Source organism: Nocardia sp. CA-145437 (assembly GCF_050956485.1).
Lineage (GTDB): Bacteria > Actinomycetota > Actinomycetes > Mycobacteriales > Mycobacteriaceae > Nocardia.
In genome coordinates this window covers 365,749-381,968 of sequence record NZ_CP191204.1, presented here as the reverse complement: position 1 = coordinate 381,968, position 16,220 = coordinate 365,749, and the positions used below count along the sequence as shown (strand labels likewise).

General features: G+C 67.6%; 19 protein-coding genes and 1 tRNA gene. 7 read left to right on the top strand and 13 right to left on the bottom strand.

Going from position 1 to position 16,220, the window contains the following annotated elements:
- Window position 1 precedes the first annotated feature (1 nt).
- Window positions 2-1,177: an ArsA family ATPase gene (locus ACQPYY_RS01735; protein ID WP_433592551.1), complete on the top strand. Its 1,176-nt coding sequence runs from the start codon at window positions 2-4 to the stop codon at window positions 1,175-1,177.
- Between the two features lie 145 nt (window positions 1,178-1,322).
- Here the strand turns inward: ACQPYY_RS01735 and ACQPYY_RS01730 are convergent, their stop codons facing one another.
- Window positions 1,323-1,646 (bottom strand): WhiB family transcriptional regulator, encoded by a 324-nt coding sequence (locus tag ACQPYY_RS01730; RefSeq protein ID WP_033089817.1) that lies wholly within the window; start codon window positions 1,644-1,646, stop codon window positions 1,323-1,325.
- Between the two features lie 301 nt (window positions 1,647-1,947).
- Here ACQPYY_RS01730 and ACQPYY_RS01725 point away from each other — a divergent pair, with 301 nt between their 5' ends.
- Entirely contained in the window at window positions 1,948-4,314 is a 2,367-nt protein-coding gene (locus ACQPYY_RS01725) for a penicillin-binding protein (RefSeq protein WP_433592550.1), read from the top strand.
- Between the two features lie 86 nt (window positions 4,315-4,400).
- Here the strand turns inward: ACQPYY_RS01725 and ACQPYY_RS01720 are convergent, their stop codons facing one another.
- Complete coding sequence (locus tag ACQPYY_RS01720; protein ID WP_357087687.1) at window positions 4,401-4,865, bottom strand: GatB/YqeY domain-containing protein; 465 nt, start codon at window positions 4,863-4,865, stop codon at window positions 4,401-4,403.
- A gap of 83 nt (window positions 4,866-4,948) precedes the next feature.
- Here ACQPYY_RS01720 and ACQPYY_RS01715 point away from each other — a divergent pair, with 83 nt between their 5' ends.
- The 4 genes from ACQPYY_RS01715 (at window position 4,949) to ACQPYY_RS01700 (ending at window position 8,388) form a co-directional block, all read left to right on the top strand.
- Complete coding sequence (locus tag ACQPYY_RS01715; RefSeq protein WP_379103618.1) at window positions 4,949-5,914, top strand: metallophosphoesterase; 966 nt, start codon at window positions 4,949-4,951, stop codon at window positions 5,912-5,914.
- Window positions 5,915-5,991: 77 nt separating this feature from the next.
- Window positions 5,992-7,053, top strand: a complete 1,062-nt coding sequence (locus tag ACQPYY_RS01710) for a hypothetical protein (protein WP_433592549.1) — start codon at window positions 5,992-5,994, stop codon at window positions 7,051-7,053.
- A gap of 291 nt (window positions 7,054-7,344) precedes the next feature.
- Window positions 7,345-8,250, top strand: a complete 906-nt coding sequence (locus ACQPYY_RS01705) for a hypothetical protein (protein ID WP_433592548.1) — start codon at window positions 7,345-7,347, stop codon at window positions 8,248-8,250.
- A gap of 64 nt (window positions 8,251-8,314) precedes the next feature.
- Window positions 8,315-8,388: transfer RNA gene (locus ACQPYY_RS01700), tRNA-Pro, on the top strand.
- Window positions 8,389-8,505: 117 nt separating this feature from the next.
- Here the strand turns inward: ACQPYY_RS01700 and ACQPYY_RS01695 are convergent.
- Genes ACQPYY_RS01695 through ACQPYY_RS01645 form a run of 11 tightly spaced genes read right to left on the bottom strand, consistent with a single transcriptional unit; the run spans window position 8,506 to window position 15,256 of the window.
- Window positions 8,506-9,741, bottom strand: a complete 1,236-nt coding sequence (locus tag ACQPYY_RS01695) for a tyrosine-type recombinase/integrase (RefSeq protein ID WP_433592547.1) — start codon at window positions 9,739-9,741, stop codon at window positions 8,506-8,508.
- A 4-nt stretch (window positions 9,742-9,745) separates the two neighbouring features.
- On the bottom strand, window positions 9,746-9,970 hold the full coding sequence (locus ACQPYY_RS01690; protein ID WP_433592546.1) for a helix-turn-helix domain-containing protein: 225 nt from the start codon (window positions 9,968-9,970) through the stop codon (window positions 9,746-9,748).
- 13 nt (window positions 9,971-9,983) lie between these two features.
- Window positions 9,984-11,660 (bottom strand): replication initiator, encoded by a 1,677-nt coding sequence (locus ACQPYY_RS01685; RefSeq protein WP_433592545.1) that lies wholly within the window; start codon window positions 11,658-11,660, stop codon window positions 9,984-9,986.
- The gene (locus ACQPYY_RS01680) at window positions 11,657-12,277 is read right to left on the bottom strand and encodes a hypothetical protein (protein WP_433592544.1); all 621 of its coding nucleotides are present in this window, start codon (window positions 12,275-12,277) and stop codon (window positions 11,657-11,659) included. The genes ACQPYY_RS01685 and ACQPYY_RS01680 overlap by 4 nt, the downstream gene beginning before the upstream one ends.
- Window positions 12,274-12,480 carry a hypothetical protein gene (locus ACQPYY_RS01675; protein ID WP_433592543.1) on the bottom strand — a complete coding sequence of 69 codons (207 nt, stop codon included), beginning with the start codon at window positions 12,478-12,480 and terminating at the stop codon, window positions 12,274-12,276. The genes ACQPYY_RS01680 and ACQPYY_RS01675 overlap by 4 nt, the downstream gene beginning before the upstream one ends.
- Entirely contained in the window at window positions 12,477-12,779 is a 303-nt protein-coding gene (locus ACQPYY_RS01670; protein WP_433592542.1) for a hypothetical protein, read from the bottom strand. The genes ACQPYY_RS01675 and ACQPYY_RS01670 overlap by 4 nt, the downstream gene beginning before the upstream one ends.
- Complete coding sequence (locus tag ACQPYY_RS01665; protein ID WP_433592541.1) at window positions 12,776-12,964, bottom strand: hypothetical protein; 189 nt, start codon at window positions 12,962-12,964, stop codon at window positions 12,776-12,778. The genes ACQPYY_RS01670 and ACQPYY_RS01665 overlap by 4 nt, the downstream gene beginning before the upstream one ends.
- Window positions 12,961-14,223 (bottom strand): FtsK/SpoIIIE domain-containing protein, encoded by a 1,263-nt coding sequence (locus ACQPYY_RS01660; RefSeq protein ID WP_433592540.1) that lies wholly within the window; start codon window positions 14,221-14,223, stop codon window positions 12,961-12,963. Before ACQPYY_RS01660 ends, ACQPYY_RS01665 begins: the two co-directional genes overlap by 4 nt.
- A gap of 3 nt (window positions 14,224-14,226) precedes the next feature.
- Complete coding sequence (locus tag ACQPYY_RS01655; protein ID WP_433592539.1) at window positions 14,227-14,529, bottom strand: hypothetical protein; 303 nt, start codon at window positions 14,527-14,529, stop codon at window positions 14,227-14,229.
- Window positions 14,529-14,780, bottom strand: coding sequence for a hypothetical protein (locus ACQPYY_RS01650; RefSeq protein WP_433592538.1), 252 nt, complete (start codon window positions 14,778-14,780; stop codon window positions 14,529-14,531). The genes ACQPYY_RS01655 and ACQPYY_RS01650 overlap by 1 nt, the downstream gene beginning before the upstream one ends.
- Before the next feature lie 14 nt (window positions 14,781-14,794).
- Window positions 14,795-15,256, bottom strand: coding sequence for a hypothetical protein (locus ACQPYY_RS01645; protein WP_433592537.1), 462 nt, complete (start codon window positions 15,254-15,256; stop codon window positions 14,795-14,797).
- 199 nt (window positions 15,257-15,455) lie between these two features.
- On the opposite strand from ACQPYY_RS01645, the gene ACQPYY_RS01640 reads away from it, so the two are divergent.
- Complete coding sequence (locus ACQPYY_RS01640; protein ID WP_433592536.1) at window positions 15,456-16,220, top strand: GntR family transcriptional regulator; 765 nt, start codon at window positions 15,456-15,458, stop codon at window positions 16,218-16,220.

Below are 16,220 nucleotides of genomic sequence, written 5' to 3'. Positions count from 1 at the left end.
CATGGTCGTTCCGGCAGGCACTGTGCCCCTGGATATCTCGAAGATCATCGCCGACCCGTCGGCGCGGATCGTGGTGTGCTGCGGTTCCGGCGGCGTCGGCAAGACCACCACGGCCGCGGCCATCGCGCTGCGCGCGGCCGAGGCCGGCCGCAAGGTCGTGGTGCTGACCATCGACCCGGCCCGCCGCCTGGCCCAGTCACTGGGCGTCAGCGATCTGGGCAATGTGCCGCAGAAGGTCGAGCTCGGGCCCGAGACCAAGGGCGAACTGTTCGCCATGATGCTGAACATGCGCCGCACCTTCGACGACATGGTGCTCGAGCACACCACCCCGGACAAGGCCGAGCAGATCTTCGCCAACCCGATCTATCAGACCGTCGCGTCCTCCTTCGGTGGCACGCAGGAGTACATGGCGATGGAGAAGCTGGGCCAGCTCGCGGCCAAGCGGGAGTGGGACCTGATCGTGGTCGACACCCCGCCCTCACGGAACGCCCTGGACTTCCTGGACGCGCCGAAGCGGCTGGGCAACTTCCTCAACGGCAAGATGATCCGGGTCATCATGGCCCCGGGCCGCGGCGTCGGGAAGTTCGTCGCGGGCGCGATGAGCCTGGCGCTGCGCGGGGTCTCGACCATCGTCGGTGGCCAGCTTCTCAAAGACGCCAGTGTCTTCTTGCAGTCACTGGAATCCATGTTCGGCGGCTTCCAGGATCGGGCCGACCGCACCTACGCGATGCTGTCCCGCCCGGGCACCCACTTCCTGGTGGTGGCGGCGGCCGAACCGGACGCGCTGCGCGAGGCCAGCTTCTTCGTGGACCGGCTCTCGACCGACAAGATGCCGATGGCCGGACTGGTGCTCAACCGCACCCACCCGGTCCTGAGCTCGCTGTCCGGCGAGCAGGCGCAGGTCGCGGCGGATCGCCTGGTCCCGGAGTCCGAGAACGGCGCGACGCCCGAATCCGAGGCGGAGACGCCGGAGGCGCTCGCGGCCGCGGTGCTGCGCATCCACGCCCATCGGGCCGCCACCGCCAAGCGGGAACAGCATCTGCTGCACCGGTTCACGGGCGCCCACCCGAGCGTGCCCATCGTGGCCGTCACCGCGCTGCCCTTCGAGGTGGCCGATCTGGAGGCGCTGCGCGCCGTCGGTGACCAGCTCGTCGAGGCCGGCGCCAAGCCCGCCTGACGCGGACCGCCGAGCCCTCGGCTCGATTCCGGCTTTCGACCCTTTGGTTTGAAATGCCCGATCCGACCCCGGACACGGATCGAGCCCGCTCCCGCGGGCTCGATCCGTTCTGCTTATAGGGGGGATCTAGGTAAGGGATACTCGCTTACATCGCTACCTTCTGTGATCGCTGGACGCGGAAGAAGTCCGCCCAGCTCGTCACCTCCGGGTGCTGCTTCAGCAGCGCACGGCGCTGCCGCTCGGTCATACCGCCCCACACACCGAACTCGACTCGGTTGTCGAGGGCGTCAGCGCCGCACTCCATCAGCACCGGGCAGTGCCGGCAGATGGTGGCGGCCTTGCGCTGTGCCGCGCCACGCACGAACAGCTGGTCGGGATCCACTTCCTTGCATCGGGCCTGGGAAACCCAGGCGATTCTCGCTTCGGCCTGCTCCACGTCCAATCGAGCGATCGGGGTAGTCATGTGCATTTGGTGTGCCCCTTTGCAGTCCGAACACCGGGTCACGGCGCTCCAGAATCGCGAGTGCAGCGCGCAGTTACCCAACCCCACTGCGTTCTGCACCACATTCCACTTTGAGTGTTAGCTCTATCACACTGGGTTCTCAATCTAGATAGTCGTGTATCGGCTGCGCAAGACCGTCCCGAGATTTTCTGGTACGTCCGTCCACGCATTCGTTGCCAAGAACCGGTCAGTCCGTACCTTTGGGGACGAAAGGACACCCGTGGCGGGCGAACACCGAGTGTCCGAAAGGCCAATTAGGCTAGGGCCCGTGCCGATCACACGAACGCTCTGGAGACTGGCAGGCGCGTGCGTCTTGGCAGCCGTGCTGCTGGCCGGATTGCTGTTCCCGTTGGCCGGTGGCTTCGGGTTCATCTCCAACCGGGCAGCCGACGCCGTCGACAACGTCTCCGCCGAACTGGTCGAGGGCAGCGTGCCCGCGGTCTCGACCATGGTGGACACCAATGGGACGCCTTTCGCCTGGCTGTACGAGCAGCGCCGCTTCGAGGTGCCCAGCGACAAGATCTCCAACAACATGAAGCTGGCCCTGGTCTCGGTCGAGGACAAGCGCTTCGCCGACCACCACGGTGTGGACTGGCAGGGCACCTTCCGGGCCTTCCTGACCAACACCTCCGGCGGCCAGGTCTCCCAAGGTGGCTCGACCATCGATCAGCAGTACGTGAAGAACTACCTGCTGCTCGTGGTGGCCAAGACCGACGCCGAGCGCCGGGCCGCCACCGAGACCACCCCGGCCCGCAAGATCCGTGAGATCCGCATGGCGCTGACGCTGGACAAGCGCCTCACCAAGGACGAGATCCTCACCCGGTATCTCAACCTGGTGCCCTTCGGCAACGGCTCCTACGGCATCCAGGACGCCGCGCAGACGTACTTCGGCGTGGACGCCAAGGACCTGACCATGACGCAGTCGGCCATGCTGGCCGGCATGGTGCAGTCCAGCTCCAAGCTGAACCCGTACACCAACCCCACGGGCGTGCTGGAGCGCCGGAACACCGTACTCGACACCTTGATCCAGAACGTGCCCAGCCGCGCGGAGGAGTTCCGTAAGGCCAAGGACACGGGACTGGGCGTGCTGCCCGAGCCCAAGGGCCTCTCGCGCGGCTGCATCGCGGCCAACGACCGCGGCTTCTTCTGCGATTACGCGATGCAGTACCTGACGAACGCCGGCATCAGCCGCGATCAGCTGGAAAAGGGCGGCTACCTGATCAAGACCACCCTGGACCCGGCCGTGCAGGACCAGGTGCGGGACTCGCTGGCCGCCAACACCAACCCGAACCTCGACGACATCGCCGAGGTCATGAACATCATCGCCCCCGGCCAGGATTCACATCCGCTGCTGGCCATGGGCTCGAGCCGGGTCTACGGCCTGGACGCCAACGCGCATCAGACCGTGCAGCCGCAGCCGTACTCGATGGTCGGCGACGGCGCGGGCTCGATCTTCAAGATCTTCACCACGGCCGCGGCCATGGAGAAGGGCCTGGGCATCAACGCCACCCTCGATGTTCCGGCGTTCTTCTCCGCCAAGGGCATGGGTAACTCCGGCACGCCCGGCTGTCCGCCCGAGACGTACTGTGTGAAGAACGCGGGCGCCTACAAGGGTTCGATGTCGGTGACCGAGGCGCTGGCCACCTCGCCGAACACGGCCTTCGTCAAGCTGATCCAGGCCGTCGGCGTGGCCCCGACCGTGGACATGGCCGTCCGGCTCGGCATGCGCTCGTACACCCTGCCCGGCACCTCCGGACACGGGAACCAGAGCCTCTCGGACATGATCAAGGACCAGAACCTGGGCTCGTTCACCCTGGGGCCGGTCGCGATCAACCCGGTGGAGCTGTCGAATGTGGCCGCCACCCTGGCCTCCGGCGGCAAGTGGTGCCCGCCCACCCCGATCCGCGAGGTGATCGACCGCAGCGGCAAGCAGGTACCGCTGACCCAGCAGGCGTGCGAGCAGGTGGTCGACCCGGGTCTGGCCAATACCCTCGCGGTGGCGCTGGGCCAGGACGTGGTGAGCGGCACCGGTGCCGGTTCCGCGCATTCCGTCGGCTGGAACATTCCGACCTCGGCGAAGACCGGCACCACCGAGAGTCACCGGTCCTCGGCCTTCCTGGCCTTCACCAACGGTTTCGCCGGCGCCTCCTACGTCTACGGCGACAGCCCGACGCCCGGTGAGATCTGCTCGTTCCCGCTGCGCAGCTGCGGCAGCGGAAACCTGTACGGCGGTAACGAGCCGGCCCGCACCTACCTGGGCGCGATGAAGAACGTGCTCGACCGGTTCCCGCCGGCCGTGCTGCCGCCGGTCGACGACAAGTACGTGCGCGGATCGAACAACTCGCAGATCCCGGACGTGATCGGCATGCAGCAGGCCGAGGCCAACTCGGCGCTGGTCGGCGCGGGCTTCCAGGTGTCGGTGGTGACCCAGCCGGGCGCGGGCAAGGGCACGGTCATGAACGTGTCGCCCAACGGGTCGGCGATTCCCGGCTCGGTGATCACCATGTACGTCAGCGACGGCAGTCAGCTGCCGGTGACGGCGCCGCCGAACGCGCCGCCGTCCGTGCCGGGGCTGCCGGGCATCACGATCCCGGCGTTGCCGCCGATCCCGATCCCGATTCCCATCCCGCGCTAGCCGCGAACGAAAGGCCCGGAGCGAGTCATTCGCTCCGGGCCTTTCGTATTAATAGCGGTATCGCATGAACCGCCGTCGGGACCGTCTCAGAGGCGGGCCTTCACGGCCGCGGAGATCCGGGTGCCGTCGGCGCGCCCGGCGGCCAGCGCGGTCGCGGCCTTCATGACCTGACCCATCTGCCGCATGCCCGGCCGCTCGCCCAGCTGCTCGGCGACCTGCGCGATGGCGGTGTCGGCGATGTCACCGACCTCGGCCTCGGTGAGCTGGGTGGGCAGGTACTCGTCGATGATCGATTCCTCGGCGCGCTCGTTGGCGGCGAGCTCGCCACGCCCGGCCTGTTCGTAGACCACGGCGGCCTCGTTGCGCTTCTTCGCCTCCTTCTGCAGGACGGCGATGATCTCGGGGTCGGAGAGCTCACGCGCCTCGGGTCCGGCGACCTCGGCGTTCTGGATCGCCGACAGCAGCATCCGCAGGGTGCCGAGGCGCAGCGCGTCCTTGCTCTTCATCGCGGCGGTCATATCCGTGCGCAGCGTGGTTTTGAGTTCCGACATGAGCGACACGGTACGAGGGACTTCTATCGTGGTCCAGCTCATTTGACTCGATGTTTCTCCGCCGGGTCGCCTATTCTGGGCAAATGCCCGTCTTCTCGACCACCGCCCTCAGCCGTGCCGCCCTGGGAGCCGCCGGGGCCGCGGTCGCCGGAATCGGATACGCGACGCTCATCGAGCGCAACGCCTTCACCCTGCGGGAGGCGACGCTGCCGGTGCTGGAACCGGGCAAGCCTTCGCTGCGGGTGCTGCACATCAGCGACCTGCACATGATGCCCGGGCAGCAGTTGAAACAGGCGTGGCTACGCGAGCTGGATCGGCTGGAACCGGACCTGGTGGTGAACACCGGGGACAACCTCTCGCACATGAAGTCGGTGCCTTCGGTGGTGCAGTCGCTGGGCGGATTGCTCGCGCGCCCCGGCATTTTCGTGTTCGGCTCGAACGACTACTTCGCGCCGGTGCCGAAGAACCCGCTCAAGTACTTCAAGAAGGACCACAAGCGCGTCTACGGCGAGCCGCTGCCCTGGCAGGACATGCGGGCCGCGTTCACCGAGCGCGGCTGGCTGGACCTGACCCACGTGCGCCGCGATATCGAGGTCGCGGGCGTGAAGATCTCCACCGCGGGCGTGGACGACCCGCACCTGAAGCGGGACCGCTACGAGACCGTCGCGGGCGCGCCGAATCCGCTGGCGGACTTGAGCATCGGGCTCACCCACTCGCCGGAGCCGCGGGTGCTGGACCGGTTCGCGGCCGACGGCTACGACCTGGTGATGGCGGGCCACACCCACGGCGGGCAGTTGTGCGTGCCCGGATTCGGCGCGCTGGTGACCAACTGCGGGATCGACCGGGCCCGGGTGAAGGGCGCGTCGCGCTGGGGCGCCCACACCCGGCTGCACGTGTCGGCCGGTCTGGGCACCTCGCCGTGGGCTCCGTACCGGTTCTGCTGCCGCCCGGAGGCGACGCTGCTGACGCTGGTCGGCGCGCCGCCGAAGAAGCCGGTGGCCGAGTCGGGGCGCGGCCGGGCCGCGTCCTCGGAGGCCGTCGCACGCTGATCGTCCCGCGGCGATATTGCCCCGGGCTCCCGCCGCGATATACAGCGCGGTATGTAGTCGTTCAGTAGGGGGCCATCGTGACCAGTGGAGACAACCACCGCAACGAGGCCGGCGGTTCGGAGCCCAATCCGGACTGGTGGCAGGGCACGCCGCCCGCGCAGGAGCAGGGTTGGCAGCCGGATTATCCGGCGCCGCAGCAGAATCAACCGCCGGGTCAGCCGTGGCCGCAGCCCGGGTATCAGCCGACCGCGCCGATGCCCGCCGGGCAGTACGTTCCGCCGCCGCAGTATCCGCCGACGCAGGCGTTCACCCGGCCGCCGGAATACGGTCAGCAGCCGGGTTACGGGCGACAGCCGGCCTATCCGCCGCCCCCGGGCGCCGGCAAGGGCCGCGGCTGGCTGTTCGGTGGTCTCGCCGCGTTGCTGGTGGCGATCGTCGCGGTGGTGGGGATCGTCGCGCTGGTGAACAAGGGCTCGAATTCGCCGTCGGCCACGTCGAATACGACGCCGTCGCTGATCAGCGCGCTCACCTCGACCACCGCCAAGCCGTCGCCTTCTGGCAAGCCGACGCCCGGCAAGACCACGGCGCCGAAGGCGACCGGTACGCCGGGCGCGGTGATTCCCGGCTATCAGGTCGTGACGATCCCGAACAACGGTGCGGCCTATGACATTCCGCAGGGCTGGAAGCTGGACCACACCGGTCAGGACTCGTTCAGCAAGGGCTCGGACTCCGTGCCGGTGGCCGGGCTGGCGCAGGACGGCGTCGACTACTGCCCGGAGAACGTGCGCACCAACGTCTTCCTGACCCAGTCCGACGAGACCGATCCGGGCAAGGCCGCCACCGACATCGGGACCCGCCTGGGCCGCATCGGCTGGTCCACCTCCACCGGCACCACGCCCGGCGCGCCGGAGTCGTTCCAGTCCTCGGACGGACAGTTGCAGGGCGTCTACCTGGAGACCAAGGGGACGGCCACCCCGACGACCGCGGGTTGCGCATCGACCTACTCGATCTACACCTTCGCGTTTCCCGGTGACAGCGGCGCTTTCGTGTTCACGATCGCGGCCGATACCGGAGTGGCGCAGGCGGTGGACGCGACCTTGGCGAAGAAGATCCTCGCCAGCATCCGCCCGATCCAGTAGGCGGCACGACTCGTCGGACAGGGGGCCGCGGTGAGCGGAGAACGCGACGACCAGGGCGACGACCCGGATCGAACGACGTCCAGCGGCGATTGGTGGCAGGGCCCGGTCCACGACCGCCCCGCCAACCCGCCGCTGCCGCCGTATCACCCGGCCCCGAATTTCCCTGTCCCCGACTCGAACCCGCACTCCTCCGGCGCGGGCCCGCAGGTTTCCGGATCGAATCCGTATGCCTCCGGACCGAGCCCTGAATCATCCGGGCCGACCCGGTACCCATCCGGGCCGAGGCCCCGAGTGGCGGGGAGAAGTCCGCACGCCTCTGGACCGAATCCCCAAGCGTCCGGCCGCAACCCGTACGCGTCCGGGCCGAATCCCTACGCCTCGGGCCCGAATCCGGTGCCCTCGGGCGCGAATTCGTACGGCACCGGTCCTGCCGCCGTCGCACCCGGATCGCCTCTTCCCGGCACCTATCCACCCCCGCGCGGTGATCGCGGCCGCCTGTGGCTGCTGGCGGCCATCGGCGCGGTCGTGGTGGCGATCGTCGCCATCGCCGCGATCGTGTTCGTCCTGCGCGATTCCGGCTCCACCCCCACGCCCGCCACTCCGCCGTCGTCGGCCGCACCGACCACCACCGCTCCGCGCGGCTCCACGACCGCCCCGGCCGCCACCCCGACCCCACGCATCCCCGGCTACCAGGTGGTGGTCCCCAAGGACCTGAAGGCCGCCTGGGACGTCCCCCAGGACTGGGCCGTCGACCTCGCCACCACCGAATACGGCACCGACGCCGACCACATCCCCGCCGCCGGTTTCGCCCAGGAGGGCGTCGACTACTGCCCGAACAACGTGCGCACCACCATGTTTCTCTCCACCTCCGACCTGTCCGACGCCACCGCCGCCGCCACCGACATCGGCGCCCACGCCGCCCGCATCGGCTGGTCCACCCGGACCTCCGCGAAAGCGGGCACGCCCCAACCCCTCGACGCCGGCGACAACACCCTCCACGGCACCTTCCTGGAAACCACCGGCACCTTCACCGCCCCCGCCGGCTGCGCCACCACGTTCTCGGTCTTCACCTACGCCGTGAGCGCCGGTTCCACCAGCGGCTCCCTGGTCCTCGTCATAGTCGCCGACACCGGCGTGGACCGCTCCGTCTCCCCCGACCTGGCCCGCGGAATCTTCGCCACCTTCCGCCTCCTTTAGCACTCTGACCAGCCGATTTAACACCTGGACAACGGGTGCGCTAAGCTACTGCAGGTTCACTTCACGGGGTGTGGCGCAGCTTGGTAGCGCGCTTCGTTCGGGACGAAGAGGTCGCAGGTTCAAATCCTGTCACCCCGACGTGTTGGTTGAGACACAGCTGAAAGGCCCTGACCGGTTCATCTGGTCAGGGCCTTTCCTCGTTTCACGATCACCATGAGTATCCGGCGAACCCGAGAAGGCAGCGAAAAGGCAGCATCAGCCGCCGAGCACCTCGCCCCCGTCGTGCGCCTCACCATCATCGCTATCGCCGAGCACTCCTCGAATCGCTGCCGCATCATCGGTACGCCGGACATAGAGCTGCATGGTGGTGGTGATGTTCTCGTGGCCCATCACGCGAGCGATCTTGTGCGGCTCCACTCCGTCATCCGCGAGCCAGGTGCCGTACGAGTGGCGCAGATCGTGGAACCGGAGCCCACCGTGCTCGTACCGGGCGACCTGCTTCACTGCCTGCTCGTAGTTGCCGAACACCTCTGCGGACACCTCGCCGTCCTCGTCCATCCAGACGGCCTCGAACTTGCCGTCCACTTCCGAGACCTCACCGAGCAGCCCGGCCCGCACCAGCGCCGGCCGCCATACCCGCGACCGGAACAGGGTGCGGCGCAACGCACCCCCGGCCTCGTTCGAGAAGATCAGGCCGCGCTCGCCCGCTGGGTACTCCCGCATGTAGTCGCGCAGTTCGACGACCAGCCATTTCGGGAGCGGCACCGTCCGCCGGCCCGCACGGGATTTCGGGAACGGCTTGAACTCGGTGGCACCGGCGACCTCCGTCACCGTCCGCACGACGCGCAGGACCGCGGCATCGAGGTCCACGGCGTCCCGACAGAGGCCGACCGCTTCACCCCACCGCAGTCCAGTGAAGGCCGCGGTGGCGATCAGCACCCGGTATCGTTCGGGCCTCACCTTCGGCAGCAGCAGTTGCCGAACCTCGTCCTGCGTGATGATCCGCTCATCGGTGTCCCGGACGCGGCGCATCGGAATCCGAACTCCCACAGCTGGATTGACGCCGATGAGCCGGTTGTTGACCGCGGAGGCCATCACGCCCGCCATCAGGCGCTTGCACTCGGCCACCGTCGCGCGGGAGCGCTGTTCGCATAGCCCGGTCACCCACTTCTGCACCGACAGGTGGTCGATCTTGCCGAGCTTCCAGTCCTCCCAGTACGGCAGCACGTGCGTGCGCATGATCGAGGTATCCCGGGCCTGCGTGGTGCGGTCCGCGTTCCATCCGGTCATCCACTCGCGGGCATGATCACCGAACTTCGTGCGGCCCGCGTGCGGGGACACGTAGGTACCCGTGGACTTGGAGAGTTCCACCTGCGCGAGGAACGCCTTGGCCTCCTTCTGCGTCGGCAGCGTCTTCGACCGTTGCGACCCGGACGGTTCGCGCCAGTAAGCTTTCCACTTGCCGGAGTCGGTGCGCTCTATGAATCCCATTGCGCTACACCACTTCCTGTAGGTTGTCCGGCGATTCCAGCCACTCGTGGAACGCCTTGCGCGAGATCACCCAGCGACGCCCGACCCTCTTCGCGGGGATCACCCCGTCGTGGACCGCCTGATAGGCATTGCCGCGGGACACCCCCAGCAGCTCCGCCACCTCGTCCACCGTGTAGGCCGCTGGCTCCGCTCTCCGAAGCCTCCGCCGACCGTCATTCACCAGCTGCATTGTGTTCTCCTCCCTATGCCGCTGTCGGTACTGCCGAAATGTCATGCGCCTCAGGAGGTCCGAGTGACTCCAGCGCGTTCTGGTACTGGACCCGGTACGCCGACCGCTGCGAGATCGCGGCCATGATCAGGTGCTCACGAGGCGGAACCGCAGTGTCGCCCGGTCGGACCGGGGTGATGCTCACCGTCCGGCCTTCGGTCTTCTCGATGCCAGCCGCAGCGAGGACTTGCCGAACGAATTCGGCGCGGTCGGCCTGATGGTCCGGGAGCGTCTTGCCGGACCATCGGCGCGAGACCAGGACCCGTTGCCCGCGCAAGCCCAGGGTCTCGCGGCGGTGCGCCTTGCCCTTGCAGTGGCCCGGGACCGTCTTCTCCGTAGCGCCCTTGGGCACGATGCCGTAGCGCAGCCACACCGAGCACTGCGGGGAGCAGGGGACGGTCTGGAGTTCGGCGTGCAGGCGGTCGTAGTGGTCGGCGGCGCGGCGGGTGCCGGCGTTCAGGACTTCGCCGATGGACTTCACGAGGTACTTGGTCAGGTAGCCGATGTGGCGGTTGGATTCCTCGCTGCCCGCGGGGATGCCCTTGATGTCGATCTGTGCGCCGAAGCGGATCACGTGGGCCGGCTCCAGGTCGTCCACGGTGTCCAGGATGTCCTGGGCCTGCTGCCAATCCGGCAGGGGTGTCCGGTCGTCCGGGTCCACGAACGTGGCGTGCTGGTAGTCCCAGACGGGCATGCGGTCCCCGCCGTAGACGGGCTGGTCGAAGTGCGGCCACCACACCTGGTGGTAGGTGGCGGCGGTGACCAGCTTCAGCAGCTTGCGCGGGATCGAGGTGCGCAGCGCGATGTGCAGGTGTGGTGCGCCGCGGCGCTGGGGTTCCACGGTGGCGAAGTACTGCACGTCGTAGCCGACCGCGCGCCGCAGGTTCTGAATCCAGCGGTCGAACAGCATCGCGAAGAACACGATGTCCCGCGCGGCGCCGCGGTAGTCGTACCCGTCCGGGTGCCAGGGCGCGCCATCGGAGCGGACCGGGCCGTAGGAGGGCAGGGTGAGCGTGACGAACATCGAGTAGCGACGGCCCGCGTGGACACCGCCGATGGTGGTGCGCGCCACATTCATTCGCGGCAGATTCGGCGAATCCTGCCGCCGACGAGTCGACCGAGCCCGCCGCGGTTTCGGGGTGGCGTCCAATGCAGGTAGCGAGCCGCGGGCACCGGAAGCACGGAGTTCACGATCGAGATCGGCCACCATATCGCGGATAACCGCCGCGGCTTCATCGTCGCCGTCATCGCGAGCCGCATGGTATTCGCTCACCAAATCCGCACGGTCACTGAGCATTTCGGTCTGCTCGCGAGTTGGTTCTCGTTTCTCGTCCACGGGTTCGGTCTCGGCGTGCCAGCCCTCGCGGCACTGCTGGAACCGCAGCGACCACGCACGGTGCGCGCAGGAAGGGCAGACGGAGGCCACGGTGCTCTTGCACGGTGCGCCGATGTAGCGTTCGCGCCCGTCCGCCTCCTCCACCCGCATCGGGATCGGCCGGCGGCAGACGCCGAAGTTGTCGGCTGCGGCAATCGCGATCTCGCGCATGGAGGGTCGGGCACGGCGTGCGGCGGCGGACTCATGATCGGAGAGGCCGGGGGCGGCCCCATCCTGTTCGGTGGAACCGCCCCCGGTGTCGGCAGCCGTGGTCATGCCGCCTTCTCCTCGCCGTCGTCGAGGACCATCGGGACCTTCGGGTCCCAGTGCCAGAACTCCAGTTCCATCAGGCCGGGGCCGACCAGGCGGGCCTGGCATTCGCGGGCACCGAAGACCAGGGCGAGGCGATCGACGCGGCTGGTCCAGTCGGCGGGGCTCTGGCCGGGAAGCATCCGCACATGGACGCAATCGGTGATGTCGTCGATCCAGATCTCCTGCACAGCCGGGTAGCCGACCACAGTGCCGAAGCTGACCGTCAGCTCGCAGTCATCGATGCGAGTCCGCCACTGCCGGCGGTAGCGCCACCAGGTCAGGCAGCGGGAACGCGCCCGCCAGGCCACCGCCCGCTCGAACATCTGTGGGCACTTCCAGCGCCACAGCATGATCCCCGCGGCCGATACCCCGGCCCACGCCGCTCCAGCCGGCCAGCCGAGCCGCCAGCCCACGGCCAGCGACGTCACCAGCGGGACCGAGAACATCGGGAACAGGATCGCCCACCACGCCCCGACCAGTAGTCCGGTCGCGGTGTGCCAGATGGTGTTGAGCACGGCCAGGACGATCAGGTCGAGCACGTCCAACTCATTGTCAGTGGTCTTCGTGGTCGCGGTGGTCATGACCGCCTCCTGCGGGGTTTCGGGGTGGGCGGGAACAGGTCCAGTTCGAACTGGCCGGAGCAGTCGCCGCGGAAGTCCTTGCCCCAGCGGGCGACCTTGCGGGCCTTGGCCGCCTGGACCTGCTCGGCAGCCTTCTTGACGATCGGATTGACTTTCCGCACAGCGGTTTTCGGCTCTGTGTCCGACTTCTTTCGGGTGGTCATGACTGATCCCGGTCCCGCAGCAGTGCCTCACATACGTCGCCGCAGGTGACTCCGCCTCCGCCGAAGCCGTGGCCGCAGGCGTCGCAGGTGCCGAAGACGGCGCAGTTGCGGCAGCGGAATTGGTGCGCGGTGAGGTCGACTTCCCAGCCGGCGGCGTCCAGGCGCGCGGCAGCGGCATCGTCGGAATCGCCCAGGCAGCAGGCTTCACGCTCGCAGTCCACGGCTCCGCAGTGCCAACCGATGCCGCACTCGGTGCAGTAGGCCAGGACGTGGGAGATGGTGACGAGTCCGGATTTCATAGCCCACCCTCCTTGGGAGCGGGGACGGTCAGGTCCACGTAGACCCGGACGCCGGGCTGGCGGCGGTTGGGGTACGGGGTTTCGTCCACAGCGAGATGGAATTGCTTGGAGGCCAGCAGCTCCGCGAGGACCATCGTGATATCCCCGAGGTCGCCGGACAGCCGCAGCTGTACTTGCCCGTTCATGCCGCTTCCCCTTCCGGGTCGAAATCGTCTGTGTCGCCGTCGATTGCGAACAGTTGGGGTCGCGGCGCGTACCGTTCCACGAGTTCGGGTACGTCGTCGTCCGTGACCAGGAACGCGCGAACCCGGCTGATCCGGCTGGACCCGTCCTGTTCCACGTAGGCGACACCGGGCGTGGTGTCTGGGATTTCGTCGCACCGCGCTCCGCGGTCCCGGGCACCAGCGCCGAAGATCATGCCGACCTGGCCGGGTTCGTCGAGCCGCAGACCGACTCGGTACGGGTAGAGCTGGCGTTGCGGCATGGTGTCCTTGGACGGGTCCTGCACGCACCCGATGACCGAGATCGCCAACGCCCGCCCCTGGGACAGCAGCAGGCCGTGCAGCTCCTCGAACTCGTTGCGAATCTCGCGCGGCGCGTAGGACGACAGCGACGCTGCTTCGTCGATGATGATCACGATCAGCGGTTCCGCCGGGGTGGGGACGTGCTTGCGGATGCGTTTGGCGTGCAACGCTGCCTGCCGTTCCCGCATCACCTCCACCGCTTCCCGCAGCAGCGCGAGAGCGTCCTCCGCCGTGGAGTAGGCGAACCGGACGAACAAGTCCTCACCCGGCCCGAACTCCACCCCGCCCTTGGGGTCGATGCACCACAGGTCCACCAGCCCCGAGCGGATGGCCGGGCCGAGGCCGTTGACGATGGCCCAGACAACGCCGCCCTTGCCTGAACCGGTCGCGCCGGCGATCAGCAGGTGTGTGTAGAGGATCGGCACCAGCCACGGGCTGAGGTCTTCGCCGAGGCCGGCCGGTACCGCCCGCAGGTCCACGTCATCGGGGACCGCCGCCGGCAACGTTGCCGGGGCAGCGAGGGCATCGGATGTCCTCACCTGCAAGCGGATATGGCCGGGCTCAGGGGTGTAGGCGGTGACCTTCGGGACCATCAGCGCGTGGGCCCACGCGTCGAGGATGTCCTTTCCGGTCCAGTCCGAGGTGGACTGACCACCCAACACCATCAGGTGCGCTTCCAAACCCTGATTGGTGTAGTCCCACCAGATCAGGCGCGGGTAGCCCTTCTCGGGCGAACCCAGCTTCAAAGCGGCGAGTATGCGGTGACGGAACCCGTTGTCCGCCAACCGCTTCACCGCGGTCTGCAACTCCAGCGGAGCCGCCGCAACTTCCCGCTCGAACGGGACGGACCGCGATGTCCGCCGAAAGAGCAGGAGTACGGCGAGGGCACCCACCAGGAGCGCCCCAACCGTGTACAACATCGTTCAGCACTCCTTCTGCCCGGAGAACAGCCGGCAGATCTCGTCATGCGAGGGCATCGGCGGTTCGTCGCAGAAGAACGCGCAATCGGACTTCTTGGCCGGCGCGGTGTTGCTCGGCGCGGCCAGCGTGGGCTGGTCGCAGAACATCACGCACTCTGCGGCCGAGGAGACCAGCGAGGAGTCCGGAGCGACAACCAGAGTGTCGGGGCGCGGACCGAACGCCAGCAGGAGCGCGACCGGGACCATCGCGACGCCCGTGAGGGACACCATGGCCGACAGGTAGAGGCGGTACGCGGCGAAGCCCATCACGCCACCGCCCAAGCGCCACGCGGATCGCACTGGGCCACAGCGTGTTCCACCAACGCGACACCAAGGCCGTAGAACAGGGCGCGGGCCTCGTCGATGCCGATGCTCAGCGACAATTCGCTGTCACCGGTGAGCCGCACCCAGATCGCGGGCAGCACCGTGTCCGTGTACTGCTTCTGCTTGCCGTAGACCACCACCTGCTGCGGGCGGTACTCCACCTCGCGGACCGTCGAGGCGGAATGGGCACTCATCCGCATGTAGCCCATCACGCACCCGCCTTGTCACCACGGGCCGAACGGGAGGCCGGCACGTCCATCGGGGGCATCTTCGCGCCGGAGTTGTCGCCCACGATCCCGGTCGCGCGGTAGGTGTAGCCGAGGTACTTGAACTCGCCCTGCCCCATCACCTTCGGCTCCGCGGTCAGACCCTCCAGCTCGATCATGCGCATCCCGGTACCGGGCACGATCTCCTGCGTCGAGGGAACCGGCTGCACGTCCGCCAGGAAGATCAGCTCGAACGAGGCGCGCTTGGCGTTCTTCTCGGTCGGGTCGGTGACCTTGGCCTTCCACTCCTTCAGCCCGGTCACGTCGTCCACCTTCTGGCGACGGTTCTCCTCCGGGACGCCCTGCTTGTACTCGGTGTTGCGCTCGATGGTGCCGATCAGCACCAAGCCGTTCTCGAACGGCGTACGAAACGGAAGACCAAAGCGGTAGTTCTTGAGAGCCATTGGCTCCACTCCTTGTGCACTAGTTGAGGTTTCGAACCCGGAGCCAATAGCTCCAATAGGGGTAGCTCTATTGGAGCACTGGCACGTCGGAGCAACAATAGAGCTGGTTCTAATTGGCCGTATTCCTCAATTGCTGGATTATGGCTACTCTTAATGCCGACGACTCCGCAGACCTGCCACGAGAGAGCACCTGAACGACATGAGCGGATACCGAGAAGTTGCGGCCAACCTGCGCGAAGCCATCAATAAGGGCGAATACCTGCCTGGCGCAACGCTTCCCAAACAGGAGGAGTTAGCGGAGCGTTACGGCGTCAACATCAAGACGGTTCGCCAGGCGGTCAATCAGCTTGAAGCCGAGGGGCTGGTGACCCCGATCCGCCGCCGCGGGACCGTGGTACGGGAGCGCCCTCCGATGCGGAGGCTCGGGGCCGAGCGGTACTCGAAGAAGAAGTGGAAGTACGGCGATACGGTCGCCTTCATCGCTGACCGCGAAGCGTCCGGAAGACCGTGGCAGCGGACCGATCAGACTCAGACGGTTAGTCTGCTCGAAGCAGATTCCGAAGTCGCGGAAGCCTTTGGGCTAGAAGCTGATTCGCGAGTCTACGAGCGCGCTCGCATCGTCCGTGACGCCGGTCGGCCAACTCATACCCTCGCCAGCTACTACCTTCCGGAAATGGTCGAAGGCACACCACTGGTGGACCCGACTCCCGGCCCGGCCGGCCCGGGTGGCGGGTTCTCAGTCCTCACTTTGCAGGGGTACGAGCCCGACCACATGTCAGAAACGATCTTCGCCCGGATGCCGACCCCGGAAGAAACCGAGACCCTCGAACTCCCTGCCGGCGAACCGGTCATGATTCTTACGCGTCGTACCTATACCGCGAACGATGTCCTGATTGAGTTTGCGCGTGGCGTCCATGCGGCATCCCGATTCTCGTGGACCTACGACTTCAAGCTGCCCGAGTAG

What these genes read in the sequence shown, in the direction of transcription:
- ACQPYY_RS01735 (WP_433592551.1), top strand. Translation starts at nt 2, where the DNA reads ATGGTCGTTCCGGCAGGCACTGTGCCCCTGGATATCTCGAAGATCATC.
- ACQPYY_RS01730 (WP_033089817.1), bottom strand. Translation starts at nt 1,646, where the DNA reads ATGCACATGACTACCCCGATCGCTCGATTGGACGTGGAGCAGGCCGAA.
- ACQPYY_RS01720 (WP_357087687.1), bottom strand. Translation starts at nt 4,865, where the DNA reads ATGTCGGAACTCAAAACCACGCTGCGCACGGATATGACCGCCGCGATG.
- ACQPYY_RS01715 (WP_379103618.1), top strand. Translation starts at nt 4,949, where the DNA reads ATGCCCGTCTTCTCGACCACCGCCCTCAGCCGTGCCGCCCTGGGAGCC.
- ACQPYY_RS01695 (WP_433592547.1), bottom strand. Translation starts at nt 9,741, where the DNA reads ATGGGATTCATAGAGCGCACCGACTCCGGCAAGTGGAAAGCTTACTGG.
- ACQPYY_RS01690 (WP_433592546.1), bottom strand. Translation starts at nt 9,970, where the DNA reads ATGCAGCTGGTGAATGACGGTCGGCGGAGGCTTCGGAGAGCGGAGCCA.
- ACQPYY_RS01685 (WP_433592545.1), bottom strand. Translation starts at nt 11,660, where the DNA reads ATGACCACGGCTGCCGACACCGGGGGCGGTTCCACCGAACAGGATGGG.
- ACQPYY_RS01680 (WP_433592544.1), bottom strand. Translation starts at nt 12,277, where the DNA reads ATGACCACCGCGACCACGAAGACCACTGACAATGAGTTGGACGTGCTC.
- ACQPYY_RS01675 (WP_433592543.1), bottom strand. Translation starts at nt 12,480, where the DNA reads ATGACCACCCGAAAGAAGTCGGACACAGAGCCGAAAACCGCTGTGCGG.
- ACQPYY_RS01670 (WP_433592542.1), bottom strand. Translation starts at nt 12,779, where the DNA reads ATGAAATCCGGACTCGTCACCATCTCCCACGTCCTGGCCTACTGCACC.
- ACQPYY_RS01665 (WP_433592541.1), bottom strand. Translation starts at nt 12,964, where the DNA reads ATGAACGGGCAAGTACAGCTGCGGCTGTCCGGCGACCTCGGGGATATC.
- ACQPYY_RS01660 (WP_433592540.1), bottom strand. Translation starts at nt 14,223, where the DNA reads ATGTTGTACACGGTTGGGGCGCTCCTGGTGGGTGCCCTCGCCGTACTC.
- ACQPYY_RS01655 (WP_433592539.1), bottom strand. Translation starts at nt 14,529, where the DNA reads ATGGGCTTCGCCGCGTACCGCCTCTACCTGTCGGCCATGGTGTCCCTC.
- ACQPYY_RS01650 (WP_433592538.1), bottom strand. Translation starts at nt 14,780, where the DNA reads ATGAGTGCCCATTCCGCCTCGACGGTCCGCGAGGTGGAGTACCGCCCG.
- ACQPYY_RS01645 (WP_433592537.1), bottom strand. Translation starts at nt 15,256, where the DNA reads ATGGCTCTCAAGAACTACCGCTTTGGTCTTCCGTTTCGTACGCCGTTC.
- ACQPYY_RS01640 (WP_433592536.1), top strand. Translation starts at nt 15,456, where the DNA reads ATGAGCGGATACCGAGAAGTTGCGGCCAACCTGCGCGAAGCCATCAAT.